The 22,009-nt window shown below is 68.6% G+C and carries 27 protein-coding genes; 11 read left to right on the top strand and 16 right to left on the bottom strand.

Annotated features, from left to right (window positions below; genetic code table 11):
• Positions 1–56: 56 nt before the first annotated feature.
• Both RAH39_RS05905 and mltG read right to left on the bottom strand, forming a co-directional pair.
• The gene (locus RAH39_RS05905; protein ID WP_306591883.1) at positions 57–836 is read right to left on the bottom strand and encodes a TlyA family RNA methyltransferase; all 780 of its coding nucleotides are present in this window, start codon (positions 834–836) and stop codon (positions 57–59) included.
• Positions 829–1,845 carry an endolytic transglycosylase MltG gene (gene mltG, locus RAH39_RS05900; protein WP_306591882.1) on the bottom strand — a complete coding sequence of 339 codons (1,017 nt, stop codon included), beginning with the start codon at positions 1,843–1,845 and terminating at the stop codon, positions 829–831. Before mltG ends, RAH39_RS05905 begins: the two co-directional genes overlap by 8 nt.
• 47 nt (positions 1,846–1,892) lie before the next feature.
• Between mltG and RAH39_RS05895 the strand changes: the two genes are divergently transcribed.
• Both RAH39_RS05895 and RAH39_RS05890 read left to right on the top strand, forming a co-directional pair.
• Complete coding sequence (locus RAH39_RS05895; protein WP_306591881.1) at positions 1,893–3,308, top strand: APC family permease; 1,416 nt, start codon at positions 1,893–1,895, stop codon at positions 3,306–3,308.
• Positions 3,309–3,318: 10 nt separating this feature from the next.
• Positions 3,319–4,440, top strand: a complete 1,122-nt coding sequence (locus RAH39_RS05890) for a saccharopine dehydrogenase family protein (RefSeq protein WP_306591880.1) — start codon at positions 3,319–3,321, stop codon at positions 4,438–4,440.
• An 84-nt stretch (positions 4,441–4,524) separates the two neighbouring features.
• On the opposite strand, the gene rapZ is transcribed toward RAH39_RS05890, so the two are convergent.
• A complete protein-coding gene (rapZ, locus tag RAH39_RS05885) occupies positions 4,525–5,376 on the bottom strand; it encodes an RNase adapter RapZ (RefSeq protein WP_306591879.1) in 852 nt (283 codons plus the stop codon).
• Positions 5,377–5,467: 91 nt separating this feature from the next.
• Positions 5,468–8,086, bottom strand: a complete 2,619-nt coding sequence (secA, locus tag RAH39_RS05880) for a preprotein translocase subunit SecA (RefSeq protein ID WP_306591878.1) — start codon at positions 8,084–8,086, stop codon at positions 5,468–5,470.
• Between the two features lie 139 nt (positions 8,087–8,225).
• Between secA and ndk the strand changes: the two genes are divergently transcribed.
• A complete protein-coding gene (ndk, locus tag RAH39_RS05875) occupies positions 8,226–8,645 on the top strand; it encodes a nucleoside-diphosphate kinase (protein WP_306591877.1) in 420 nt (139 codons plus the stop codon).
• Positions 8,646–8,708: 63 nt separating this feature from the next.
• Here ndk and RAH39_RS05870 read toward each other — a convergent pair whose 3' ends face one another.
• The 3 genes from RAH39_RS05870 to RAH39_RS05860 form a co-directional block, all read right to left on the bottom strand.
• Positions 8,709–9,182 (bottom strand): hypothetical protein, encoded by a 474-nt coding sequence (locus RAH39_RS05870; protein ID WP_306591876.1) that lies wholly within the window; start codon positions 9,180–9,182, stop codon positions 8,709–8,711.
• Positions 9,182–11,020: a proline--tRNA ligase gene (gene proS / locus RAH39_RS05865; RefSeq protein WP_306591875.1), complete on the bottom strand. Its 1,839-nt coding sequence runs from the start codon at positions 11,018–11,020 to the stop codon at positions 9,182–9,184. The genes RAH39_RS05870 and proS overlap by 1 nt, the downstream gene beginning before the upstream one ends.
• Before the next feature lie 335 nt (positions 11,021–11,355).
• A complete protein-coding gene (locus tag RAH39_RS05860) occupies positions 11,356–11,805 on the bottom strand; it encodes a GatB/YqeY domain-containing protein (protein ID WP_306591874.1) in 450 nt (149 codons plus the stop codon).
• A gap of 134 nt (positions 11,806–11,939) precedes the next feature.
• On the opposite strand from RAH39_RS05860, the gene RAH39_RS05855 reads away from it, so the two are divergent.
• Positions 11,940–12,401, top strand: a complete 462-nt coding sequence (locus tag RAH39_RS05855; RefSeq protein ID WP_306591873.1) for a chemotaxis protein CheX — start codon at positions 11,940–11,942, stop codon at positions 12,399–12,401.
• A gap of 70 nt (positions 12,402–12,471) precedes the next feature.
• Here the strand turns inward: RAH39_RS05855 and RAH39_RS05850 are convergent, their stop codons facing one another.
• Positions 12,472–12,726 (bottom strand): ferredoxin, encoded by a 255-nt coding sequence (locus RAH39_RS05850; protein ID WP_306591872.1) that lies wholly within the window; start codon positions 12,724–12,726, stop codon positions 12,472–12,474.
• Between the two features lie 137 nt (positions 12,727–12,863).
• On the opposite strand from RAH39_RS05850, the gene RAH39_RS05845 reads away from it, so the two are divergent.
• From RAH39_RS05845 to recR, 4 genes are read left to right on the top strand one after another with little or no spacing between them, the layout of a single operon-like run.
• Positions 12,864–13,778, top strand: a complete 915-nt coding sequence (locus RAH39_RS05845; RefSeq protein ID WP_306591871.1) for a thiamine-phosphate kinase — start codon at positions 12,864–12,866, stop codon at positions 13,776–13,778.
• A complete protein-coding gene (locus tag RAH39_RS05840; protein WP_306591870.1) occupies positions 13,775–14,347 on the top strand; it encodes a DUF2062 domain-containing protein in 573 nt (190 codons plus the stop codon). Before RAH39_RS05845 ends, RAH39_RS05840 begins: the two co-directional genes overlap by 4 nt.
• 2 nt (positions 14,348–14,349) lie before the next feature.
• The gene (locus RAH39_RS05835) at positions 14,350–14,652 is read left to right on the top strand and encodes a YbaB/EbfC family nucleoid-associated protein (RefSeq protein WP_306591869.1); all 303 of its coding nucleotides are present in this window, start codon (positions 14,350–14,352) and stop codon (positions 14,650–14,652) included.
• 4 nt (positions 14,653–14,656) lie between these two features.
• On the top strand, positions 14,657–15,256 hold the full coding sequence (recR, locus tag RAH39_RS05830; protein ID WP_306591868.1) for a recombination mediator RecR: 600 nt from the start codon (positions 14,657–14,659) through the stop codon (positions 15,254–15,256).
• Positions 15,257–15,367: 111 nt separating this feature from the next.
• Here the strand turns inward: recR and RAH39_RS05825 are convergent, their stop codons facing one another.
• Both RAH39_RS05825 and RAH39_RS05820 read right to left on the bottom strand, forming a co-directional pair.
• The gene (locus RAH39_RS05825; protein ID WP_306591867.1) at positions 15,368–15,649 is read right to left on the bottom strand and encodes a 2Fe-2S iron-sulfur cluster-binding protein; all 282 of its coding nucleotides are present in this window, start codon (positions 15,647–15,649) and stop codon (positions 15,368–15,370) included.
• A 78-nt stretch (positions 15,650–15,727) separates the two neighbouring features.
• Positions 15,728–16,270 carry a YqgE/AlgH family protein gene (locus RAH39_RS05820; protein WP_306591866.1) on the bottom strand — a complete coding sequence of 181 codons (543 nt, stop codon included), beginning with the start codon at positions 16,268–16,270 and terminating at the stop codon, positions 15,728–15,730.
• An 18-nt stretch (positions 16,271–16,288) separates the two neighbouring features.
• Between RAH39_RS05820 and RAH39_RS05815 the strand changes: the two genes are divergently transcribed.
• A complete protein-coding gene (locus RAH39_RS05815) occupies positions 16,289–17,047 on the top strand; it encodes a hypothetical protein (RefSeq protein ID WP_306591865.1) in 759 nt (252 codons plus the stop codon).
• On the opposite strand, the gene RAH39_RS05810 is transcribed toward RAH39_RS05815, so the two are convergent.
• Positions 17,026–17,241: a hypothetical protein gene (locus tag RAH39_RS05810; RefSeq protein WP_306591864.1), complete on the bottom strand. Its 216-nt coding sequence runs from the start codon at positions 17,239–17,241 to the stop codon at positions 17,026–17,028. The genes RAH39_RS05815 and RAH39_RS05810 overlap by 22 nt on opposite strands.
• A 10-nt stretch (positions 17,242–17,251) precedes the next feature.
• On the bottom strand, positions 17,252–17,737 hold the full coding sequence (locus tag RAH39_RS05805) for a MogA/MoaB family molybdenum cofactor biosynthesis protein (protein WP_306591863.1): 486 nt from the start codon (positions 17,735–17,737) through the stop codon (positions 17,252–17,254).
• A gap of 50 nt (positions 17,738–17,787) precedes the next feature.
• Between RAH39_RS05805 and RAH39_RS05800 the strand changes: the two genes are divergently transcribed.
• Positions 17,788–18,942, top strand: coding sequence for a 5-(carboxyamino)imidazole ribonucleotide synthase (locus RAH39_RS05800; protein WP_306591862.1), 1,155 nt, complete (start codon positions 17,788–17,790; stop codon positions 18,940–18,942).
• A gap of 256 nt (positions 18,943–19,198) precedes the next feature.
• Positions 19,199–19,624 (top strand): helix-turn-helix domain-containing protein, encoded by a 426-nt coding sequence (locus RAH39_RS05795; protein WP_306591861.1) that lies wholly within the window; start codon positions 19,199–19,201, stop codon positions 19,622–19,624.
• 286 nt (positions 19,625–19,910) lie between these two features.
• Here RAH39_RS05795 and RAH39_RS05790 read toward each other — a convergent pair whose 3' ends face one another.
• The 4 genes from RAH39_RS05790 to hpf all read right to left on the bottom strand — a co-directional run bounded on the left by RAH39_RS05790 (position 19,911) and on the right by hpf (position 22,008).
• Positions 19,911–20,327 carry a hypothetical protein gene (locus RAH39_RS05790; protein ID WP_306591860.1) on the bottom strand — a complete coding sequence of 139 codons (417 nt, stop codon included), beginning with the start codon at positions 20,325–20,327 and terminating at the stop codon, positions 19,911–19,913.
• A 9-nt stretch (positions 20,328–20,336) separates the two neighbouring features.
• A complete protein-coding gene (locus RAH39_RS05785; protein WP_306591859.1) occupies positions 20,337–21,434 on the bottom strand; it encodes a CofH family radical SAM protein in 1,098 nt (365 codons plus the stop codon).
• 2 nt (positions 21,435–21,436) lie between these two features.
• Positions 21,437–21,601: a hypothetical protein gene (locus RAH39_RS05780; RefSeq protein WP_306591858.1), complete on the bottom strand. Its 165-nt coding sequence runs from the start codon at positions 21,599–21,601 to the stop codon at positions 21,437–21,439.
• Positions 21,602–21,678: 77 nt separating this feature from the next.
• Positions 21,679–22,008: a ribosome hibernation-promoting factor, HPF/YfiA family gene (hpf, locus tag RAH39_RS05775; RefSeq protein ID WP_306591857.1), complete on the bottom strand. Its 330-nt coding sequence runs from the start codon at positions 22,006–22,008 to the stop codon at positions 21,679–21,681.
• Position 22,009: the final 1 nt, after the last annotated feature.

Here is a 22,009-nt window from a genome sequence, read left to right as displayed (position 1 = left end):
TTTCTTGGGGTCTTCGCGTCTGGGTGACGAATCTTTCTAGGCAGCCAGACGAAACCTCAAAAGCCCAGCCGGCCAAGCGCCGCTGGGAGGTCGCCCACGGGGGCGCCGAGAACCAGGCGCAGCAGGAACTCGGTGTTGCCCTCACCGCCCTTGATGGGACTCTCGGCGAGGTCCTGGGGGCGCAGGTCCGTGCCGGCGAAAAAGGCCCAGGCCTCCTCCACGACGCGCCGGTGGACGGCGGGATCGCGGACGATTCCCCCGGCGCCCACATCGTCGCGCCCCGCCTCGAACTGGGGCTTCACCAAGAGGACCGCATCGGCGCCCGGGCTGAGGCTGGGAAGCACCGGCGGGATGGCCAGCCGCAGCGAGATGAAGCTCAGGTCCGCCACCAGCAGGCCGCAGCGCTCCGGAATGGCCGCGGGATCCCAGGTGCGGAGGTTCACCTGCTCCATGGAGACCACCCGCGCGTCGCTGCGCAGCTTCCAATGGAGCTGGTTCGTGCCCACGTCCACGGCGTAGACCTTCGCCGCGCCCCGCTGGAGGAGGCAGTCCGTGAAGCCGCCGGTGCTGGATCCCGCGTCGAAGCAGGTCCGGCCGGCGGGATCGAGGTTCCAGCGGTCCAGGGCGCCCGCCAGCTTGAGCCCGCCGCGGCTGACGAAAGGAAGCGCCTCGCCCCGCAGGCGGATGGGGGCTGCCTCGTCCACGGCCGTCCCGGCCTTGGTGACGGGGCGGTCGTCCACCAGCACGTCCCCCGCCAGGATCCGGGCCTGGGCCTTGGCGCGGGTCTCGCACAGGCCGCGCTGCACGAGCAGTTGATCGAGGCGCGCTTTAGCCACGGCTCAGCTTCCTCTGCCGCGCGATCTCCTTGCGGTAGGCGCCCACATTCCGGTTGTGGCCGCCCAGATCCGGCGCGAACGTGTGCCCGCCCTTCCCCGTGGCGACGAAGTACAGGTCCTTTCCCGAAAGCGGCTCCCGCGCGGCCTCGATGGCGGCGGGACTGGGGATCGCGATGGGCGTCGGCGGCAGTCCGGCCACGGCGTAGGTGTTGAAGCGGCTGGGGCGGTGGATGTCCTCGCGGGTGGGCGGCGTGAAGCGCAGGTCCCCGCTGGCCCACCGGGCGTACAGGCTGGTGGGATCGCACTGGAGCCGCATGCCCAGATCCAGGCGGCGCTTGTAGACGCCCGCCACCTTGGGCTGCTCCTCCGGCAGCTTCGTCTCCTTTTCCACGAGGCTGGCCAGGATCAGGGTCTCGTAGGGCGGGAGCGGTCCCTCTTCCAATTTGGGCCGCACCTGGTCGCGGAAGGCCTCGACGAGCAGGAGCATCACCTCCTCGGGCTCCATGGCGTGATGGAGCCGGTAGGTGGCGGGCGCCACCAGGCCTTCGAGGTTCTCCGCGCCCTCGAAGCCCGCGATCTTCGCCAACCGCGGGCTCTTCCATAGGGTCCAGAACACGCTCTCGGGCACGAAGTCCTTCAGCCGCCGCTGGATGGACCACCCGTGGACGCCTTCGGGAAGCGTGACCGGGGTGTAGTGGATCTCCGCCCGCCGCAGCTTGCCGGCCACGTCCGCGAGGCTGGCGCGGGAAGTGAAGGTGTACTCGCCGCGGATCAATTGGAGCTTGCGGGCGCGGGCCCACAGCTTGAACAGGGAGGCCGAGCGGATCACGCCGTCCCGCTCCAGCTGCTCCGCCACCTGATCCACACTCGCGCCGCGCTTCACCAGGACGGTGGCGTCCCGACGGAGGGGCCCGGTGCCCTTCCACGCCCACCACCCGCCCACAGCCGGGGCCACGGCCAGAACGGCGGTGGCCAGGAGGAGACGAAGGGAGGTGGAGGAACGCGCCATGGCTCCAGAATGCCGTGCTAGCGTGGATCCATCCACCCAGGGACCCCATGAACGACACCGGCTACCGCCGCCACGTCGGCCTCTTCTCAGCCACCATGCTGATCGCCGGCTCCATGATCGGCAGCGGCGTTTTTATCGTCGCAGCGGATATGGTGCGCACCGGCGGATCCGGCGGATTCCTGCTCACGGCCTGGGGGCTCACGGCGGTGCTGACGCTCTTCGCGGCCCTCAGCTACGGCGAACTGGCAGGGCTCTTCCCCCAGGCCGGCGGCCAGTACACCTACCTTCGCGAGACCTACGGCCCCGCAGCGGGCTTCCTCTACGGCTGGACCTTCTTCGTCGTCATCGAGTGCGGCACCATCGCGGCCGTGGCGGTGGGTTTCGGGAAATACCTGGGGTCCTTCTATCCGGCGGTCACCGATACCGTCTGGCTGGGCCCCCATCTGGACGTGCCCCTGTTGAAAGTGGGCGGGGGGATCGCGGTGGGCCCCTACCACCTGGGGCTGACGCCGTCGCGGCTGTCGGCCATCGCCGTGGTGGTGCTGCTCAGCGCCGTGAACCTCTACGGCGTGAAGCTGGGCTCCCGCATCCAGAACCTGTTCACCGTGGTCAAGATCGGCGGGCTGGCGGCCCTCATCCTGCTGGGCCTCTTCCTCCGCCCTCCGGTCCTTCCTTCCCAGGCCCCCTTCGTGCCCGCGGCTGGGACCGCCCTGCCCTTCCTCACGGCCCTGCTGGTGGTGCAGACGGGCAGCCTGTTCTCGGCGGACGCCTGGAACGCCATCACCTTCATCGCCGGCGAAGTGAAGGCCCCCGAACGGACCATCCCCCTTTCCCTGTTCATCGGCACCACGCTGGTCTGCGGCCTCTACGTCCTCGCCAACGCCGCCTACCTGAAGGTCCTCGGGCCCGCGGGCATCGCCACGGCGCCCCAGGATCGGGTGGGCAGCGCGGCGCTCCAGGCCCTGCTGGGGCCGGGCGGGGGACTCCTGATGGCCGGGAGCATCCTCATCTCGATGTTCGGCTGCCTGAACGGCCTGGTGCTGTCCGGCGCGCGGGTGTACCAGCGCATGGCCGCGGACGGCCTCTTCCATCCCCGCGCCGCGGTCCTCAACGCCCACGGCGTGCCGGGCTTCGGGCTGGGCATCCAGGCGCTGTGGACCTGCCTCCTGACGCTGACGGGCACCTACGGGCAGTTGCTGGACTTCGTCATGCTGCCCACGATCCTCTTCTACGCCCTCACGGTGGGCGGCCTGTTCCTCCTCCGGCGGCGGCGGCCGGACCTGCACCGTCCCGTCCGGGCCTGGGGCTATCCCGTGGTCCCCGCGCTGTATTTGGTGGGGGCCTTGGCCATCGTCGGCGCCCTCTTCATCCACCGCCCCAGCTACTCCTGGCCGGGCCTCATCCTCGTGGCGCTGGGCTGGCCCGTCTACCTGGCGGGGAAGCCCCGCGTCGCCCGCTCCTGAAGGAGTTCCCATGACCCACCTCGTCATCCTCGGCGCCGGCCGCGTGGGCGGCGCCATGGCCCGGGACCTGGCGCCGGATTTCGACGTCACCGTGGCCGACCGCTCCGAACCCGCGCTGGCGCGGATGCGGGAGGCCGGCATCGCCGCCCGCGCCGCGAATCTCGCCGATCCCGCCCAGGTGAAGACCGCCGTCGCGGAGGCGGACCTCGCCGTGGGCGCGGTGCCCGGGTTCATGGGCTTCGCCACGGCCAAGGCCATTCTCGAAGCCGGCAAGCCGCTGGTGGACATCTCCTTCTTCGACGAGGACTGCTTCGAGCTGGACGCCCTGGCCAAGGCCAAGAACCTCACCGCCATCGTGGATTGCGGCGTGGCGCCCGGCTGCGGGAACCTCATCCTGGGCGACCTGTCGCGCCAATGGGACCGGATCGACGCCTTCGAGTGCCTGGTGGGCGGACTCCCCGTCGTGCGGACGTGGCCCTACGAATACAAGGCCGGGTTCAGTCCCATCGACGTGATCGAGGAGTACACCCGCCCCGCCCGCTACGTGAAGGGCGGCCGCACGGTGACGATGCCCGCCCTGTCGGAGCCGGAACTGATCGATTTCGGCGGGCTGGGCACCCTCGAATCCTTCAACACCGACGGCCTCCGCAGCCTCATCCGCAGCTTTCCCGAGATCCCCGACATGAAGGAGAAGACCCTGCGCTACCCGGGCCACATCGAGAAGATGCGGATCCTCCGCGAGACGGGCTTCTTCCGCAAGAGCCCGATTCCCGTGGGCGACGGCCAGGTGGTGCCCCTCGATCTGGCGACCGCGCTGCTTTTCCCGCTGTGGCAGATGGAGGAGGGCGACGAGGATTTCACGGTGATGCGCGTGGCTGTGGAGGGCGAGAAGGGCGGCCAGCGGATGCGGCGGGAACTGAACCTCCTGGACCGCTACGATCCCGCCACCCGGACCACCTCCATGGCGCGCACCACCGGCTACACCTGCACCGCCGCCGTGCGCCTTCTCGCCGCCGGTGGCTACGCCCGCAAGGGCATCAGCCCCCCGGAGCGCGTGGGCCAGGAGCCCGGCGCCTGGGACTTCATCCGCGAAGAGCTCGCCAAGCGCGGCGTCGTGTTCCGGGAGGGCTGATCAAAAACGTTTCACCACCAAGACACCAAGAACGACCCCGCTTTTCTTGGTGTCTTGGTGGTGAGTCTTTTTCTTGTGAACGGCTCAGCCTTCCAGTTCCCGGTGGCGGACGCTCAGGGAGGTCACTTCCCGCTCCAGGCGGCAGGCCAGCATCTCCACCAGGGCCACGGAGCGGTGCTGGCCGCCGGTGCAGCCGATCGCCAGCGTGTGGTAGGCGCGGCCCTCCTGCTGGACCAACGGAAGGGACCAGCGGAGCCAGGATTCGGCGCGCTCCAGGAACTCCCGGAATTCGGGGCACTCCAGGAGGTACTCCTGTACCGGCCAATCGCGGCCGGTGAGGGGCTTGAGGGCCTCCACGTAGTAGGGATTGGGCAGGAAGCGGGCGTCGAGCACCACGTCGGCGTCCGGCGGCACACCGCGCTTGAACCCGAAGCTGAGGAGCCGCACGGCGGTGCGACGCGTCGGAAGGGCCGGGACCAGCGCCGCCACCCGCTGCCGCAGCTCCGACAGGCCCATCCGGCTGGTGTCGAGAATGGTCGTGGCGAGGGCGCGGATGGGCGCCAGCAGCTCCCGCTCCCGGCGGATGCCCTCCCCCGCGGAGCCCAGCAGGGCGAGGTGGTGGGGCCGGCGGGTTTCGGAATAGCGACGGAAGAGGATCTCGTCGTCCGCCTCCATGAAGACCACCTGCACCGGGATGTTCCCCATCCGCAGGCGCTCGACCAAGGGGCCGAATTCCTGGGCGAAGTCCTCCTGCCGGCTGTCCATCCCCACCACCAGCCGATCCCGGCCGGGCTGGAGCTTCGACTCCAGTTCCAGCAGGGGCTCCAAAAGGCGGGGCGGGACGTTGTCCAGGGCCGTGCAGCCGGTATCCTCCAGCGCCCCCAGGACGGAGTGGCGCCCGGCTCCCGAAAGGCCCGTTACGACGATGAGTTCCATGGGCTAGACGCTATCAGGTGTCGGGCGCGCGGAGTCAGCAAAAACCGAGGGGCCTCCGCGGAGGCCCCTCGAAGCGTGCGACGACTGAGAATCAGTCCTCAAGCCCGCCCGCGGTGAAACGCAGGACGCGCTGGATCCCCTCGGGAGCGTTCCCCTGCTCGTCGGGGCCCAGTTCGATGGTCTCGGCGGGAACGCGGAAGAAGTCGTCGTCAGGAACGTAGGCAGGCTGCGGTTCCACGCGGTAGAGGTAGGAGATGATTTCGTCCTCGTAGCCGAAGCGCATCTGCTCGAAGTATTCGAAGCTCTCTCGCTTGTATTCGACGAGGGGATCCTTCTGGCCGTAGCCGCGGAAGCCGATGGCTTCCTTCAGGTGGTCCATGACCAGGAGGTGCCGCTTCCAGGCCGCGTCGATGATCTGGAGGATGGACCAGCGCTCGTAGCTACGCATTCCGTCGCCGCCCAGCCGCTCGTCCTTGCCCTCATAGACCCGCTTCACCAGGACGGAGAGCGCCTCGGTGGCCTGAGCCTGGGGCAGCTGGCCCACGGCCTCGACCTCCTCGCCGGTGATGGCGAAAAGCTGCTCCACGCGCTCGCGGAAGCCCGGGAGGTCGCGCTCGCCCTTGTCCGCCAGGAAGTCGTTGCAGATGCCTTCCGCGATCTCCCCCGCGACCTGGAGCACGTAGTCCTTGGTGTTGCCCTTGAGGATCTCCGTGCGCAGCCCGTAGAAGAAGATGCGCTGCTTGTTCATGACGTCGTCGTACTCGAGCAGGTGCTTGCGGATCTCGAAGTGGTGGGTCTCCACGCGTTTCTGGCTGCGCTCGATGGCGCGGGTGACCATGCCCGCCTCGATGGGCTCGTCGTCGTTCATGCCCATGGCGCCCATGAGGTTCTTGATCCGCTCGCCGCCGAAGATCCGCATCAGGTCGTCCTCTAGGGACAGGTAGAAGCGGCTGGAGCCGGGATCGCCCTGGCGGCCGGCGCGGCCGCGGAGCTGGTTGTCGATGCGGCGGCTCTCGTGGCGCTCCGTGCCCAGGATGTGCAGCCCCCCGAGGGAGACCACTTCCTCGTGCTCGGCCGCGGTCTGCTCGCGCATCCGGTCCACGAGGGCGGTGAATTCGGGCGTCTCGAGGCCCTCTTCGTCGTAGAGGGCGATGTCCTTCTTCTTGGCTTCGAGCCGGGCCAGGCCCTCGGGGTTGCCGCCCAGGATGATGTCCGTGCCGCGGCCCGCCATGTTGGTGGCGATGGTGACGGCGCCCTTGCGCCCCGCCTGGGCCACGATCTCCGCTTCCCGCTCGTGGTGCTTCGCGTTGAGCACGACGTGGGGGATGCGGGCGGCCTTCAGTGCCTCGGCCAGGTCCTCGCTGCTCTCGATGCTGGCGGTGCCCACCAGGACCGGCTGGCCCTTGGTGTGGAGATCCTTGATCTCTTCGACGATGGCCTTCTTCTTTCCGGCGCGGGTGGCGTAGACCGTGTCCGCGAAGTCCCGGCGGACCATGGGCATGTTCGTGGGAACGATGATCACGTCCAGCTTGTAGATGGAGTGCAGCTCCGTCGCCTCGGTCTCGGCGGTGCCGGTCATGCCCCCCAGCTTGGCGTACATCCGGAAGAAGTTCTGGAAGGTGACGGTGGCGAGGGTCTGGTTCTCGGCGTTGACCTCCACGCCCTCCTTGGCCTCGATGGCCTGGTGGAGGCCGTTGGACCAGCGGCGGCCCGGCATCAGACGGCCCGTGAACTCGTCCACGATGACCACTTCCATGCCCTTGCCGTCCTCCTTGGGGCGGACCATGTAGTCCACGTCCAGGCGGTAGAGGTTGTGGGCCAGCAGGGCCTGGTTGAGGCCGTGCAGGGTCTCGATGCTGCCCGGATCGTAGAGGTTGGCCACGCCGAGGAGCTGCTCCGCGCGGTGGATCCCGCCGTCGGTGAGCATCACCTGGCGGTCCTTCTCGTCCACCTTGTAATCCTCTTCCTTCTGCAGCTTGGGAACCACGGCGTCGATCCGGAAGTATTTGGAGGTGTCCTCCTCGCTGCTCCCGGCGATGATCAGCGGCGTGCGGGCCTCGTCGATCAGGATCGAGTCCACCTCGTCCACGATGGCGAAGTGGAAGCCGCGCTGGGTGAACTCCTCCAGGTCCCACTTCATGTTGTCGCGGAGGTAGTCGAAGCCCAGCTCGTTGTTGGTGGCATAGGTGATGTCGCAGCCGTAGGCGTCGCGGCGCTGCTGATCGTCCAGCCCGTGCTGGATGATCCCGATGCTGAGGCCCAGCCACGTGTAGAGCCGGCCCATCCATTCGGCGTCGCGGCGGGCCAGGTAGTCGTTCACGGTGACCAGGTGGGCGCCCTTCCCCGCCAGGGCGTTCAGGTAGAGCGGCAGGGTCGCGGTCAGGGTCTTGCCCTCACCCGTGCGCATCTCGGAGACCTTGCCCTCGTGGAGGACCATGCCGCCCACGAGCTGCACGTCGAAGTGCCGCATCTTGAGCACGCGCTTGGAGGCCTCCCGGGCCACGGCGAAGGCCTCGGGCAGGATCTCGTCCAGGGTGGCGCCGTTCGCCAGCTTCTCCTTGAAGTAAGGCGTCTTGGCCTTGAGCTCATCGTCGCTGAGGACGGAGATCGCGGGCTCCAGGGCGTTGATGTCCTGGACCTTGGCCCACAGGCGCTTCAGCTCGCGGTCGTTCTTGGAGCCGATGAGTTTCTTCAGGAGGGTATCGAGCATGGAACCATCCAATCGCGTAAACCGCTGATTGTAACCCGAGGCACCGTCGATTCCCAGTCGCAGGGCGCGTTCCCAAGGTCCCGCGGTTGCCGAAGTTACCCACTGCGGGCACACTGATCGTTTGGATTCCGGAGAGAACATGGCCCTTGAGCGCACCTTCGCCATCGTCAAGCCCGACGCCGTCAAGGACGGCCACGTCGGCGAGATCGTCACCGCCATCGAGCAGAGCGGCCTCAAGATCGTGGGCCTCAAGCTGACGCGGCTCACGCCCGCCATCTGCCAGGGCTTCTACCACGAGCACGTGGGCAAGGGCTTCTACGCCGAGCTGGAGGCCTTCATGACGGAAGGTCCCGTGGCCCTGATGGTGCTGGAGGGCGAGAACGCCATCCTGCGCTGGCGCGACCTGATGGGCGCCACCAACCCCGCCAACGCCGCCGAAGGCAGCCTCCGCAAGCGCTTCGGCGCCAACATCGGCCGCAACGCCACCCACGGCAGCGACAAGCCGGAGAGCGCCCAGTTCGAGGTCAGCTACTTCTTCAACGCCTTCGAGCAGTTCTGAACCGGGGAGAATCCCAGACGAAAACCGGCGCCTCAGGCGCCGGTTTTCGCGTGAAGGGAGCCCTCAGCCCTCCGCCACCGCCTGAAGGGCCGACTGGCACAGGCGCCGGACGCCGGGAAGCAGGTCGGCGGCCTGGAGACCCCGGTCGCTGAACCACTGGCCGCCGGGCGGAGGCACCGGAAGCTCCTCCTCCGGCGCCTTGGTGCGGAGCAGATGACTGAGGTAGAGCCGCTGCTGGCCTTCAAGCCCCTCCAGCCGCAGCAGCCACGGCGTGGGCAGGCGGCTGGTCCGCTCGTCGAACACCACCGGCAGGCGCGAGTCGTCCACGAACCGGAAGGGCATGCCCCAGGCGGCCTCTACCTGGGCGTTGAGCAACGCCGTGGGCAGGAACCCCGGCGACCAGGGGATCTGGGCGGGCATGAGCAGGCCGCGGTGCGGACTGTGGGGCGAAGGCACCAGCAGGACAAACGGCGTCTGCTGCCCGTGGACCAGCACGCCCTCGATGAAGGTGGTGAGGTGGACCCGGCCTTCGGCCATCACCGCCCCCCGGCCGTCTCCAGCTCCTGGAGCAGGCGGTCCCGGGCCACGGAAACCTCCGCCACGGCGGCTTCGGGCTTGAGCTTGACGACTTCCTTGGTGCGGCGGTCGCGCAGTTCCACGATGCCGTCCTTCAGCCCCTTGGCGCCGACGGTGAGGCGCAGGGGGAAGCCGAGGAGGTCCGCGTCCTTGAACTTGGCGCCGGGGCTGAGGCCCTCGCGGTCGTCGTGGAGCACCTCGAAGCCCGCGGCCTCCAGATCCTTCTCCACCTGCGCGGCCACGCCGGCCACGTCCTCATTGGCGGGATCCAGGCAGACCACGTGGACGTGGTAGGGCGCCAGGGGCCAGGGCCAGACGATGCCGTCGGCGTCGTAGTTCTGCTCGATGGTCGCGGCCACGGTGCGGGTGATCCCGATGCCGTAGCAGCCCATCACCATGGGGTTCTCCTTGCCCTGCTCGTCGAGGAAGGTGCAGGACATGGCCTTGGAGTACTTCAGGCCCAGCTTGAAGACCTGGCCCACTTCGATCCCGCGGAAGGCCTGGTAATGGCCCTTCCCGCAGCGGGTGCAGGCGTCGCCCTCGGCCGCCATCCGCAGGTCCGCGAAGGCGCAGCCCGGCAGGTCCCGGGCGGGATCGAGCCCGAAGTGGTGGAAGTCCGTGCGGTTCGCGCCGCAGGTGAGGTTGACCGCGCCTTCCAGGCTGCGGTCGACGAGAAGCTTTACATCCTTGAGACCCACAGGCCCCATGAACCCGGTCTTGGCGCCGGTGAAGGCCTCGGCCTCCTCCAGGGGCATCAGCTCCAGCTCGGCGGCGCCGAGGAGGTTCTTCACCTTGACCGGATTGACCTCGTGGTCGCCGCGGAGCACCGCTCCCACCAGCTGGGTGGCCCCATCGGCGAAGGTGGCGCGGTAGAGGAAGAACTTGCTGGTCTGCGCGATGGGCATGCCGTCGTGGTCGGCGTCCTTCATGGCCGCCGCCTGCTCCGCCTGGCCCACGATCCCGGGGGTGCTGAAGTGGTCGCGCTTCAGCTCGAAGGCCTTCCCATGGTCGCCCGCGGGCAGGGCCGGAGCCTCGGTCTTCTCGATGTTGGAGGTGTATTCGCAGGCGTCGCAGCTGAGGATGGCGTCCTCGCCGCTGCCCGCCAGGACGTGGAACTCGTGGGTGAAGCTGCCGCCGATGGCGCCGCTGTCCGCTTCCACGGGCCGGAACTTCACGCCCAGCCGCGAGAAGATCCGCTTGTAGGCGTTGAACATCGCCCAGTACATGCGGTCCGCGCAGGCGTCGTCGGGGTGGAAGGAGTAGCCGTCCTTCATGCTGAATTCCCGGCCCCGCATCAGGCCGAAGCGGGGGCGGCGCTCGTCCCGGAACTTGGTCTGGATCTGGAAGAGGTTCATGGGCAGCTGCTTGTAGCTGCGCACGTTCTTGCGAACGATGTCGGTGATCGCCTCTTCGTGGGTGGGACCCAAACAGAAGTTGTAGAACTCGCGCTCGTCGGGCTTCTCGCCCCGGGCGCGGCGCTCAGCGAGCTCGGCCTTGGCCTTCCGGTCGCAGAAGCGGAGCAGCTCGTCGCCGTAGAACTTCCAGCGGCCGCTCTCCTGCCACAGCTCCGCAGGCAGCACCGCGGGCATCAGCAGTTCCTGGCAGCCGTCCTTCGCCAGCTCCTCCCGGACGATCTCCTCGAACTTCCGGATGCTCCGGAAGGCCAGGGGCAGGTAGCTGTAGATCCCCGCCGCGACCTTCTGGATCATCCCCGCCCGCATCATGAGCTGCTGGCTCACCACGTCGGCGTCGCGCGGCGTCTCGCGCAGGGTCTGGATCAGGAGCTTCGACTGCTTCATGGGGGCCTCGAACTTTCGAGTCTAACCCAGGCAGCGGCTCCCACTCAGAAGCAGGAAACCGCGAAAGGCGCGAAAGCCCTGCGGGCCCGCGAAAAAGGCGGCTTGGCCATGGATCGGGCTCAGGTCCATGTTCGTAAGGCGTAAAGCTGAAACCGCAGATTCCGCAGATGACGCAGATGGGCGTCTCCTGCGCCTGCGGAGCCGCATCCCACATCGGCCCCCGCCCCGTTTTTCAATCTGCAGTTCCAGATTTTTCAGCTCGAGATTCACCAGTGATGGGGAGGGCGATTCCGGAATCCCTCTTTTTTCCGCGCCCTTTCGCGTCTTTCGCAGTTTCAGTTCAGGAGGCTCTGCACCAGGGCGCTGGCGGCTTTGCCGTCGAAGGCGGCGCCGTGGTCCGCCTGCAGGGCCTTCATCACCTGGCCCATGTCCTTCTTCGCGGTGGCGCCCGTGCGGGCGATGGCGGCCTTGACCGCCGCTTCCAACTCCGGACCCTCCAGCATCGCCGGGAGGTAGGGCGTCAGCAGCTCGATCTCCGCCCGCTCCTGGGCCGCGCGGTCCGCCTGCCCGACTTTCTCGAACTGGGCGACGCTGTCCTCCCGGGACTTCACCAGGCGCTTGAAGACCGCCAGGGCATCCGCTTCGGGCAGCTCCCCCTGGGGGCTGAGCCCCTTGGCCACCGCCTCGTTCTTGTAGGCGGCCAGGGCCATCCGCAGGACCTGGGTCCGGGCGGCGTCCTTGGCCAGCATGGCGGTCTTGAGGTCGGCCTGAAGGCGAGCGAGCATGGGCAACTCCGAAGGAGCCCTATGGTGGCCGACCCGGAAAGGCCCCTCAAGGGCGGGAATCCCCTGCCCCGGAAATCATGCCGGAGAATTCCTTAGCCGAAACTGCCATCATCAAGATGTGAACCTGGGGCCCCATGAACGTCGCCTTCATCAATCCATTCATCGAGTCCACCCTCCGCAGCCTGGAGATGATGGCCAGCGTCACCGCCGAGAAGGCGGGACTGGCCGTCAAGGAAGACCTCATCACCACCTATGACATCTCCGCGATCATCGGGATCACGGGCGACACGTCAGGCTCCATCATCCTCAGCTTCCCGGTCGGCCTCGCGTGCCGCATCGCCAGCAACATGCTGATGGAGGAGATCAAGGAGCTGAACCAGAGCGTGGAGGACGCCATCGGCGAGATCGGGAACATCGTCGTGGGCGACGCCCGCCGGCTGCTCATCCAGGACGGGTTCAGCCTGTCCATCTCCGTTCCCACCGTGGTGGTGGGCAAGGGGCACAAGATCAGCCGCAGCGGCGACATCCCCTGCATCGCGATCCCCTTCCGCACGTCCGCCGGCGAGTTCGAAGTGAACGTGGGCCTGAAGGACTAGGAAGCGGCTTCCGCATACGCATGAAAAAGGGGCGCCGACGGCGCCCCTTTTTCGGTCCAGCGTGAAGGTCTCAGGCCTTCTCGAACTTGATGACTTCCACGGGGCAACCGGCGGCGGCGGCCTCGATGCTGGCTTCCAGGTCCGTGCCGTAGCTGCCGGACAGGGGGCTCATCTCGTCGCGGTTCTCGGTGTCCTGGCCGTCCTCGCGCACGGAACCGTTGATGTTGCAGCTGGAATCGGTGACGTGGAACACGTCGGGACACTCCGCTTCGCAGGCGTTGCACACGATGCAGCCTTCTTCGATCCACACTTTGGTGATGGCCATGAGTCGTCTCCTCAAGGGTTCATTTAGGGGCCCGGGGGGCGGGCTCAATCCAAACAAATTAGCATCGCCCGGGCCCCTCGACCAAGGGCCGCGTGGGCTCCGCGGGCGTGGGAGACTGGAGTTGTGACGGAGATCCTATGACCCTGCGGGAATCAGGCATTCTGGCCCGCATCCGGGCGCTGCTGCCCGGCGGCGAGGGTCTGTTCGACGACTGCGGAGCCGTGCCGCCGCCGCCTCCGGGCCACACCCTGCTGGTGACGACGGACCTCATGGAAGCGGGCCAGCACTTCCGCCTGGATTGGCATCCGGCGGACCTCCTGGCGCGCAAGCTCCTGGCGGTGAACCTGTCGGACCTGGACGCCTCCGGGGCCGAGCCCTTCGGCTACACCCTCACCCTCGCCCTGGGCCCGGAGATCGACCCGCCCTGGCTGGAGGCGTTCCTCGGGGGGCTGGCCGCCGCCTCGCGGGAGGCCGGCGTGCGGGTTCTGGGCGGCGACACCGTGGGCCGTCCGGCAGGGCTGGGACTCGGTCTCACCGCCCTGGGATTCGCGGCGCGCTGGCTCCGGCGCGACGGGTTGCAACCGGGGGACGGACTCTTCGCGGACCAGCGCCTCGGCGCCAGCCTCCGCGGGCTGCGGAAATTGCAGGCGGGCCAGCGCTGGGATCCCGCCCATCCCGATCCGGATCTCGAAGCCCACCTCGCGCCGCGACCCAACCTCGGCCTGGGTCGACAGTTGGCGGCCCTTCCCGAAGTCCACGCCTGCCTCGACCTGTCCGACGGCCTCAGCCGCGACCTCCGGAATTTGGCGGAGGCCTCGGGCGTGAGCATCATCGTGGATCCCGGCCTGGACGAGGACGCCCTGCGCGGCGGAGAGGACTACGCCCGATGTTTCGGGAGTTCGCTGCCCCAAGCGGAACTGGAGCGCCGCCTGGGCCGGAGCCTGATTCCCGTGGGCCGCGCGGTGGAACGCGGGGCGGCGTCCCTGCTCGTCTATGATGGGGAACGTCCGCGCGCCGTGCCGGATCTCGGATTCGACCACTTCGCCCCATGACCGATCCCACCGCGCAGACCGCCCCCGCCCCCGCTTCCGGGAGCCCGCCGAAGGGCCCGTGGAACCGCCTCAAGGCCCACATCCTCCATCCAGAGCTGAGCGCGGAGCAGGTGGCCTGGAGCTTCGCCCTGGGCTTCTCCATCGCGTGGAATCCGCTGCTGGGGCTGCACACGGGGATGGTGTTCCTGTTCTGCGTGATCTTCCGCCGCCTGCACCGGCCCCTGATGATCCTGGCCATGCTGATCAACAATCCCTGGACCATGGTCCCCATCGCCACCGCCAGCACCTGGGTCGGCAACCTGGTGCGGGGCCGGTTCCACGGCGGTCCCATGCCCCGCATCGAATGGCACGAGATCGGCTGGCGCAGCTTCGTGACCTGGGACGGCTTCGAAGCCATGACCACCATGCTCCGCCCGATCCTCAAGTCCTACCTGCTCGGCGGCACGGTCTGCACCCTTCTCGCCCTGCCCCTGGGATACTTCCTGATGCTGTGGCTCGCCCGCCGGTTGCGCCGGATGCACTGGCCCCACCTCCCCCACCCTCCCCACGATTCCCCTTCCGGAGACTGACCATGGACATGCGTTTCCTGATGAAACAGGCCCAGCAGATGCAGGCGAAGCTGCAGGAGGCCCAGACCAACCTGCGCGTCGAGGGCACCGCCGGCGGCGAGCTGGTCAAGGTCACCCTCAACGGCTCGAAGGAGCTGGTCGGGCTGTCCATCGCCAAGGACGCCATGGATCCCGAGGATCCTTCCATGCTCGAAGACCTGCTGCTGGCCGCTTTCCGCGACGCCGCCGCCAAGGCCGACGAGACCATGAAGAAGCAGATGGGCGGCATGGGCGCGGGCCTGGGCCTCCCGGGCCTCGGACTCTGATCCCATGAAGCTGCCGCCGCCCCTGGAGGCCGTGGTCGAGAGCCTCCAGAAGCTGCCGGGCGTGGGCGCCAAGTCCGCCCAGCGGATGGCCCTGCACCTCCTGAAGGAGGGCCCCCAGGCGATGACCCATCTGGCCCACCAACTCCAGCAGGCGGCCGACAAGGTGGGCTTCTGCCAGGTCTGCGGCGCCTTCACCGACCAGCCCGTGTGCCCCATCTGCCTGGATCCCCGGCGGGATGCCGCCAGCCTCGTGGTCGTGGCCGAAGCCTCCAACGTCCTCAGCTTCGAGCGGAGCGGCCACTTCCGGGGGCGCTACCACGTCCTCGGCGGCCTGATCTCCCCCCTGCGCGGGGTGGGACCGGACCAGTTGCGCGTGCGTGAACTGCTCAGGCGGCTCGAGGATGGCGCCATCCAGGAGCTGATCCTCGCCACCAATCCCACCGTGGACGGCGAAGCCACCGCCAGCTGGCTGGCCCGCATCCTCGAACCCATCGGCGTGCGCACCACCCGGATCGGGCTGGGGCTCCCCATCGGCAGCGACCTGGAATACGCCGACGAACTCACCCTGGATCGGGCCATGGAAGGGCGGCGGCTTATCGGGTAAGCCGGGACATCAGCTCTTTAAAAGATCACCGCCAAGACACCAAGGGCGCCAAGAACTGGACTGGCGATCGGCCTGGAGAAAATTTGGCGGTGATCTTTTTGTAATTCGAAATCAGTACTTCACCGACACGTCGCCCTTGGCCCAGGCCTGGCAGGCGAGGCGCTGATCGGGGCCGGCTTTGAGGACGGCCAGGACGCGGGCTTCGGCCGCGCCCTTATCGCTGAGGTGCTCGGCGCCTTCAACGACGGTGACGAGGCAGGTGCCGCAGCGGGCGTGGCCGCCGCAGCGGTGATTCAGGGGGATGCCGGCGCGGGTGCTGGCGGCGAGAAGGGCCGTCTCGCGGTCGCATTCCGCCGCTCCGGGGGTCTTGCCGTCGAATCGGATGGTGTGCATGGGCTACCCGTAAGCCTGTGGAGCGGAAAGGGATAGAAACGCGCTTTCCCCCACTCTATCAGGAGGGGCCCGCGAACCTCAGCCTTCCTCCCGCCGCTCGCCGTGGGCCACCTGCCACAGGCCCGAGGGATCGGGGTGGAGCAGCCATTCGGAGACCACCGGCAGCCGGATCCAGGCACCGTGATCCAGCTCCTGGTCCAGCTGGCCCGGCCCCCAGCCGGCGTAGCCCAGGAACAAGCGATAGCGGGCCATGGGATCGGTGAGCAGGGATTCCAGCAGGTCCTTGCGGTGGCTGACGAAGTGGGTGAGATCCACCACCGTGTCCTCCTCCTCCGGCAGGCCGCCCTGGACGAGGAGGATGCCCCGCTGGGGGTCCACCGGCCCGCCGCGCCACGCGGTGGCCTCCTCGGAGCCCTGGAATTCCATTCCACCCTCGTGGGAAACCTGGGCGAGGGTGAGCGGCAGCGGCCGGTTGAGGATCAGGCCCAGGGCGCCTTCCTCGTCGTGATCCACCACCAGAACGACGGTGTGAAGGAAGTTGGGATCCAGGAGCGCGGGGCTCGCCACCAGGAGAGAGGGGGCCAGAGGCGTCATGAGGCCGATGATAGCCCACCGGGCCACTCGGGCTAGGCTGGAAGGATGTCCCGCTTCCCGACTTCCCACCTCGGCGCCCTCCGTGAAGGCGTGGCGCTCTTTCTGCGGCATCCGGCCCTCGCCCTGGGGCTGGCGGTGCTCGCCATGGTCCTGACGCAGGTGGGTCCGGCCCTGGAGCTGGCCGCGGGCGTCTCCAGCTTCCTGGCGCAGCCCCTGTTCGCCTTCGCGGGGCTCCTTCCGCTGGAGATGTACTTCATTCCCCGGCTCCAGGCGCGCCTCGACGCGGAACTGCGCCCCGCCCCGGGCCGCGCCGAAGGGGAGTGGCGGGGCGCCTTCGACCGGCGCTGGGCCCGGGCCTTTCTCCTGCGGCTGGGGCTCAGCCTGCTCATCGCCCTGGGACTCCTGCTGTTCGTGATCCCCGGGGTCCTGGTCCTCGCCATCTTCGGCTGGGCGCCCCTGCGCCTGCTGATCCGCGGGGACGCCCCCGTCGCGGCCCTCCGCTGGAGCCAGGCCGCGATGGCTCGGCATTGGCCGCGGGTGGTCCAGGCCGTGCTCGCCATGGCCCTGGTGGCGATGCTCTACCAGGTGGCCGCCGGCTGGAGCCTGGGACGACTGGTGCCCGCCGCCGCGGGGGAACTGGGGGCCGACGCTTGGCTGCGCCTGAAGCACCCGGCCTTCTGGGCCTTCGGGCTGCTGGGCGGGATCGTGAACGTGTGGCTGAGCTGCGCCCTGCTGGCCCTCTACCACCGGCTGGAAACCGCCGTGGCGGACGCCAGCCCCGATCAGTCCTCGTCGGTGAAGTAGCCGGGATCCTCGATCTCCACGAGTTCCCCGACCTCGAGGGCCGCCCACTGGGCGGCGCTCAGGGTGGCCTCCAGCCACCGCGGATCGGTGCGGGCGTTCACGAAGTGGGCCGAAGGCTCCGCCGCGTCGAAGTCCTCGCGGCGGCGCCAGAAGTGGACCCAGCCCACGCGGTTGATCCGCGCCCAGACGTTCATGGCCGCTCCTTCATGAGCACGGCCCTCCCACCGCCGCTTCCTTCCGGAGGACGCCCACGGCGTGGACGAGGACCGGCCAGGCAAGCTGGATCTGCTCCAACGCCGCGGCGGGCCGGCCCGACAGGTTGAGGATCACCGTCCGCCCCGCGATCCCGCAGACGGCTCGACTGGCGAAGGCCAGGGGATGGCCGCCCTTGGCGCGGATCAGTTCGCACACGCCCGGAGCCTCCCGCTCGATGACGCGGCGCGTGGCCTCGGGCGTGGTATCCCGGAGGCCGAAGCCCGTGCCGCCGCAGGTCAGGACCAGCGGCGCTTCCGAAGCCACCGCGGCCCGCAGATCCGCCTCCAGGGCCGCGGGATCGTCCGGCATCAGGGAGGAGACCACCGCCGCCACGCCCTGCCCTTCCAGCCACTGGGTGAGAAGGGGCGTGGCCTCGTCGTGGTAGTCGCCGCGAAAGGCCCGGTCCGACAGGGTGACGAGATGAACGCGCTCCATCCGGCCCTCCCCGCGGAAACAGTCCGCTCCCGAGAATGCCACAATGGGGAATGGCCGACACCCGCCCGCTCCCACCCATCCGTCCCGGGGCCGCCCTGGGGCTGCTCGGCGGCGGCCAGCTGGGCCGCATGTTCACGTTGGCGGCCCGCAACCTGGGCTTCCGCGTGCACGCCCTCGACCCCGGCCACGACTGCCCTGCGGGCCAGGTGGCGGACGTGGAGATCCGCGCCGCCTACAACGACGTCTACGCCGCCCAGGCCCTGGCCCGGGGGGTGGACGTGGTGACGGTGGAATTCGAGAACATCCCTGCGGAAACCCTGGAGGCCGTGGCCACGCTCCGCCCCATGCATCCCGGCGCCTCCGTCCTGCACACGGTCCAGCACCGGCTGCGCGAGAAGCGGTTCCTGTTCCAGCACGGCTTCCCCGTCACGCCCTTCCGCGAGATCAACCGCGAGTCCGACCTGCGCGAGGCGGCGGAGGCCCTCGGTTTCCCCTCCGTCCTCAAGACCGCGGCCTTCGGCTACGACGGCAAGGGCCAGCGGAAGCTGAAGGAGGCCGCCGACATCGCCCCGGCCTTCGCGGCGCTCGGGGGCCAGCAGGGCATCCTCGAAGCCTGGGTGCCCTTCGAGCTGGAGTGCAGCGTCGTCTGCGCGCGGTCCTCCAGCGGCGAGTCCAGCGTGTGGCCCGTGGCGGAGAACGACCACCGGAACCACATCCTGGACACCACCGTCTTCCCGGCGCGGATCCCCGCCGAGGTCGCGCAGCGGGCCCAGACCACGGCCCTGGCCATCGCCGAGACCCTGGGCGTGGTGGGGATGCTGACCGTGGAGTTCTTCCTCAAGCCCGGCGGGGAACTGCTGGTGAACGAACTGGCGCCGCGGCCCCACAACAGCGGCCACGCCACCATCGACGCCTGCGTCACGAGCCAATTCGAGCAGCAGGTCCGGGCCGTGTGCGGCCTGCCCCTGGGGGACACCGCCCTGCTCCGCCCGGCCGCCATGGCCAACCTCCTGGGCGACCTGTGGCCCGCGGACGGCCAGCCGGCGTGGGAGCGCCTCCTCGCGCACCGCGACGTGAAGCTGCACCTCTACGGCAAGACGGAGGCGCGCCCCGGCCGCAAGATGGGGCACCTCACCGCCCTCGCGGACACGCCCGAAGCCGCCCTCGCCAAGGTCCTCGCCGCCCGGGAAGCCCTGCGCGGGTAAGCGTCGGCTGAACGCACCGGGACGGAAGCGTTCCTGACCCATTCCCCTCTTGGCGGGGCCGGGAAAGCCTACATTGACAACTAAATTGTCCATCGAGCCGCGCCCCGCCTGGGTTTCGGCCCCTCCCTTCCGGAGAGAACGGACGGGCTTCCAGACTGGATTTCATGCCGCGCTCCGCCGTTCCTCGCCTCCCGATCCGGTGCGAGAGGACCGGAAGGAGCTGGCGACAGCAGGGTTGTCGGATCCGGAGCGGCCGATGACCACCAAGACCCGCCGCGCGCCGAAGAACTGGTTCCCCGAGAACCTCAAGCAGATCCGCGAGAGCCTGAACATGGGCCAGCGAACCTTCGCCGAGTATCTGCAGGTGACCCAGCAGACGGTGTCGCTGTGGGAGACCGGCGCGCGCAAGCCCGGCCGCCGCACCTGGACCCTCCTGGAGCAGCGCCTCGACTACTCCCGCGCCGAACTGGAGACGGCCTCCATCGCCCTTCCCGCCGCGGGCGTGGCCGAATCCAAGGCCTTCACCCGTCCGGTCCACCTCCCGCTGCCCCGCCCCGATCATCCGGTCACGGGCATGGAACTGAACGGACTCGCCATCGAAGCCCTCGATCTGGCCAAGGCCCAGCGCCTCCTGCGCGAAGCCGTCCGCGAGGGGCGCCCCATCTGGCTGATCCGCGGCTGAGGGCGCCCGGCCTGGCGTCATGCCCCTTTGCATTCAACGAATAAAGATCACCGCCAAGAACACCAAGAAAGACAAAGCAGTGTCTTTATTCAGTTCTTGGCGGTGAAAAAAGATTGGGTCTTGATCGCCCATTGGCATCAAAGCCTGAAAGCGGAGGGAAACAGAGCGGCGGAGGAAAACGGAGAGGAATACCTCTGCTTTCCTCCGCCGCTCCGCATTCCTCCGCTTTGAAAACAGTCTTTCTCAAAACCCAGGGCTTGGCTTGGTCCGGGATCGCCTCTGGGCGTCAGCGCCGCACCCAGCTGAGCACCCACAGGACACCGAGGGCGGCCAGTGCGTCGCTTTCCTCGGGATCGAAGCGGCCGTTGCGGATCTCCAGTTCCTCCGGTCCCGGCCCGCGCACCACGATGCGGTGGGTATCCCGGGCCGGATCCTCCAAGAGCACCCAATCCGGGGCGGTGCGCCCGATCACAGCCGCGCCCAGGATAGGCGCGCCGGGTTTCCACCGGACCTCCAGGGGCTCCCATTGCCCCGCGTTCATCACGCGCCAGGCACCCTCGGCGGCGGGCGCCGGAAGGTCCAGGACGGCGTCGCGGTCCAGGAAGCGCACCACGAGCCGGGCCTGGGGCGAAGGCGCGGCTTCGGGCCGGCGGCATCCCAAGGCAGCCAGGAGGAGCAACGGAAGCAGCAGCAGAACCCGCACGGCCTCCTCCTAGGCGGACACCTCGCCGTAGACGTTGTCCCGCTGCCAGGGCTCATAGCCCGCGGCGCGGATCATCCGGGTCATCTCGTCATTGTTCACGCTGTAGCAGGTGCCCGCGGCGCTGACGACGTTCTCCTCCAGCATCAGGCTGCCCATGTCGTCGCAGCCGTAGTGGAGGGCCAGCTGGCCGGTCTTGCGGCCCATGGTGACCCAGCTGCTCTGGACGTGGGCGAAGTTGTCGAGGAAGATCCGCGCCACGGCGATGGTGCGGAGGTACTCGACGTCCGTGGGCTTGGGCACCTTGCCTTCCCAGGGCGTGTGGCCGCTCTGGAAGGGCCAGGCCGCGAAGGCGGTGTAGCCCCCGCCGTTGTTCCGCGCCAGGGCCCGGTCCTGCTGGTCTCGCAGGGCCTCCAGGTGCTCGATGCGCTCCGCGAAGGTCTCGGTGATCCCGAACATCATGGTGCCCGTGGTCTTCACGCCCTCCTCGTGGGCGGCCTCCATCACTTCGAGCCACTTCTCCCGGCCGCCCTTCAGCGGGGCGATCTTCTTGCGGATGCGGTCCACCAGGATCTCCGCGCCGCCGCCGGGAATGGAGCCCAGGCCGGCCTCGCGCAGGTCGGCGATGGTCTTCCGCAGGGTCTGGCCGCTGAGCTTGGCCATCATCTGGATCTCCACCGGCGAGAAGCCGTGGACCCAGATCCCCAGGTCGCGGTGGAGGTAGCTCACGAGATCGAGGTAGTAGTCCCAGGGAAGGTCGGGGTTCACGCCGCCTTGCAGGAGGAAGCCCGTCCCGCCGAGGGCCTGGGTCTCTTCGGCCTTCTGCTTCAGCTGGTCCTTCGTCAGCACGTAGCCGCGGGTGTCGCCGGGCTTGTGGTAGAAGGCGCAGAAGGTGCAGTAGACGTTGCACACGTCGGTGTAGTTGACGTTGCGGTCGATGACGTAGCTCACGCGCCGGGGATCGTTGTGGCGATCGCGGACGGCGGTGGCGGCCACGGCGAGGTCGGGCAGCTCCGCTTCCTCCAGCAGGACCAGGGCCTCGGCGGCGCTGACACGCCCCCCCCGGAGCACCTGCTCCAGGATCGCGTCGGACGACAGGACGGCGGACATGCCTAGACCTTGTACCCCATCACCTGGAGGCAGCGGCGGCACACGCACTCCTGGCCTTCCACGCCGTGCTGGAAGTGCTCCAGCGTGTAGGGGCTCCGGCACTTCTCGCAGATCTGGGTGGGCTCGGTGCAGGTCTTGGGGGCGTAGAGGTGCGTGGGATCGGGCATGGCGGACTCCAGGCCCTCCAGAATAGCAAAGGCGGCCCAGACGGGCCGCCTTTGGGGGAAAAGGGAGTGGGTGAAGCCTAGGCTTCCGCTTCGGCGGCGCCGGTCTTGGCGCTGTCGTGGGGCCGGGTGGTGCGCTTGTCCTGGTGCTTGTGGGCCTGGGTCTCCAGCTTCTCCACGGCCTGGGTGATGCTCGAGTACATGTCGTCGGTGGTGGCGGAGGCCACGAAGGCGCTGGCGCGGGTCTTCAGCGTGATCTCGGCCGCGTGGCGGTGCTTCTCGACGCCCAGGATCACGTGGACGTCGATGATGTCGTCCAGGTAGGCGGCCATCTTGTCCAGCCGCTCCTGCGTGAACTGCTTCAGGGGCTCGGTGAGCTCCATGTGGCGGCCGGTGTAGTGGACCTTCATG

This window comes from Geothrix sp. 21YS21S-4 (genome assembly GCF_030845995.1).
Taxonomy (GTDB): domain Bacteria; phylum Acidobacteriota; class Holophagae; order Holophagales; family Holophagaceae; genus Geothrix.
This window is presented reverse-complemented; position numbering and strand designations above follow the sequence as displayed.

Bases quoted from the DNA above. Each gene is read 5' to 3' on its own strand.
- secA (WP_306591878.1), bottom strand. From the start codon at position 8,086: ATGCTCGATACCCTCCTGAAGAAACTCATCGGCTCCAAGAACGACCGC.
- RAH39_RS05805 (WP_306591863.1), bottom strand. From the start codon at position 17,737: ATGGAGCGCGTTCATCTCGTCACCCTGTCGGACCGGGCCTTTCGCGGC.
- RAH39_RS05835 (WP_306591869.1), top strand. From the start codon at position 14,350: ATGGACATGCGTTTCCTGATGAAACAGGCCCAGCAGATGCAGGCGAAG.
- ndk (WP_306591877.1), top strand. From the start codon at position 8,226: ATGGCCCTTGAGCGCACCTTCGCCATCGTCAAGCCCGACGCCGTCAAG.
- RAH39_RS05795 (WP_306591861.1), top strand. From the start codon at position 19,199: ATGACCACCAAGACCCGCCGCGCGCCGAAGAACTGGTTCCCCGAGAAC.
- RAH39_RS05895 (WP_306591881.1), top strand. From the start codon at position 1,893: ATGAACGACACCGGCTACCGCCGCCACGTCGGCCTCTTCTCAGCCACC.
- rapZ (WP_306591879.1), bottom strand. From the start codon at position 5,376: ATGGAACTCATCGTCGTAACGGGCCTTTCGGGAGCCGGGCGCCACTCC.
- mltG (WP_306591882.1), bottom strand. From the start codon at position 1,845: ATGGCGCGTTCCTCCACCTCCCTTCGTCTCCTCCTGGCCACCGCCGTT.
- recR (WP_306591868.1), top strand. From the start codon at position 14,657: ATGAAGCTGCCGCCGCCCCTGGAGGCCGTGGTCGAGAGCCTCCAGAAG.
- RAH39_RS05850 (WP_306591872.1), bottom strand. From the start codon at position 12,726: ATGGCCATCACCAAAGTGTGGATCGAAGAAGGCTGCATCGTGTGCAAC.
- proS (WP_306591875.1), bottom strand. From the start codon at position 11,020: ATGAAGCAGTCGAAGCTCCTGATCCAGACCCTGCGCGAGACGCCGCGC.
- RAH39_RS05815 (WP_306591865.1), top strand. From the start codon at position 16,289: ATGTCCCGCTTCCCGACTTCCCACCTCGGCGCCCTCCGTGAAGGCGTG.
- RAH39_RS05855 (WP_306591873.1), top strand. From the start codon at position 11,940: ATGAACGTCGCCTTCATCAATCCATTCATCGAGTCCACCCTCCGCAGC.
- RAH39_RS05860 (WP_306591874.1), bottom strand. From the start codon at position 11,805: ATGCTCGCTCGCCTTCAGGCCGACCTCAAGACCGCCATGCTGGCCAAG.
- RAH39_RS05825 (WP_306591867.1), bottom strand. From the start codon at position 15,649: ATGCACACCATCCGATTCGACGGCAAGACCCCCGGAGCGGCGGAATGC.
- hpf (WP_306591857.1), bottom strand. From the start codon at position 22,008: ATGAAGGTCCACTACACCGGCCGCCACATGGAGCTCACCGAGCCCCTG.
- RAH39_RS05800 (WP_306591862.1), top strand. From the start codon at position 17,788: ATGGCCGACACCCGCCCGCTCCCACCCATCCGTCCCGGGGCCGCCCTG.
- RAH39_RS05810 (WP_306591864.1), bottom strand. From the start codon at position 17,241: ATGAACGTCTGGGCGCGGATCAACCGCGTGGGCTGGGTCCACTTCTGG.
- RAH39_RS05780 (WP_306591858.1), bottom strand. From the start codon at position 21,601: ATGCCCGATCCCACGCACCTCTACGCCCCCAAGACCTGCACCGAGCCC.
- RAH39_RS05785 (WP_306591859.1), bottom strand. From the start codon at position 21,434: ATGTCCGCCGTCCTGTCGTCCGACGCGATCCTGGAGCAGGTGCTCCGG.
- RAH39_RS05870 (WP_306591876.1), bottom strand. From the start codon at position 9,182: ATGGCCGAAGGCCGGGTCCACCTCACCACCTTCATCGAGGGCGTGCTG.
- RAH39_RS05890 (WP_306591880.1), top strand. From the start codon at position 3,319: ATGACCCACCTCGTCATCCTCGGCGCCGGCCGCGTGGGCGGCGCCATG.
- RAH39_RS05840 (WP_306591870.1), top strand. From the start codon at position 13,775: ATGACCGATCCCACCGCGCAGACCGCCCCCGCCCCCGCTTCCGGGAGC.
- RAH39_RS05845 (WP_306591871.1), top strand. From the start codon at position 12,864: ATGACCCTGCGGGAATCAGGCATTCTGGCCCGCATCCGGGCGCTGCTG.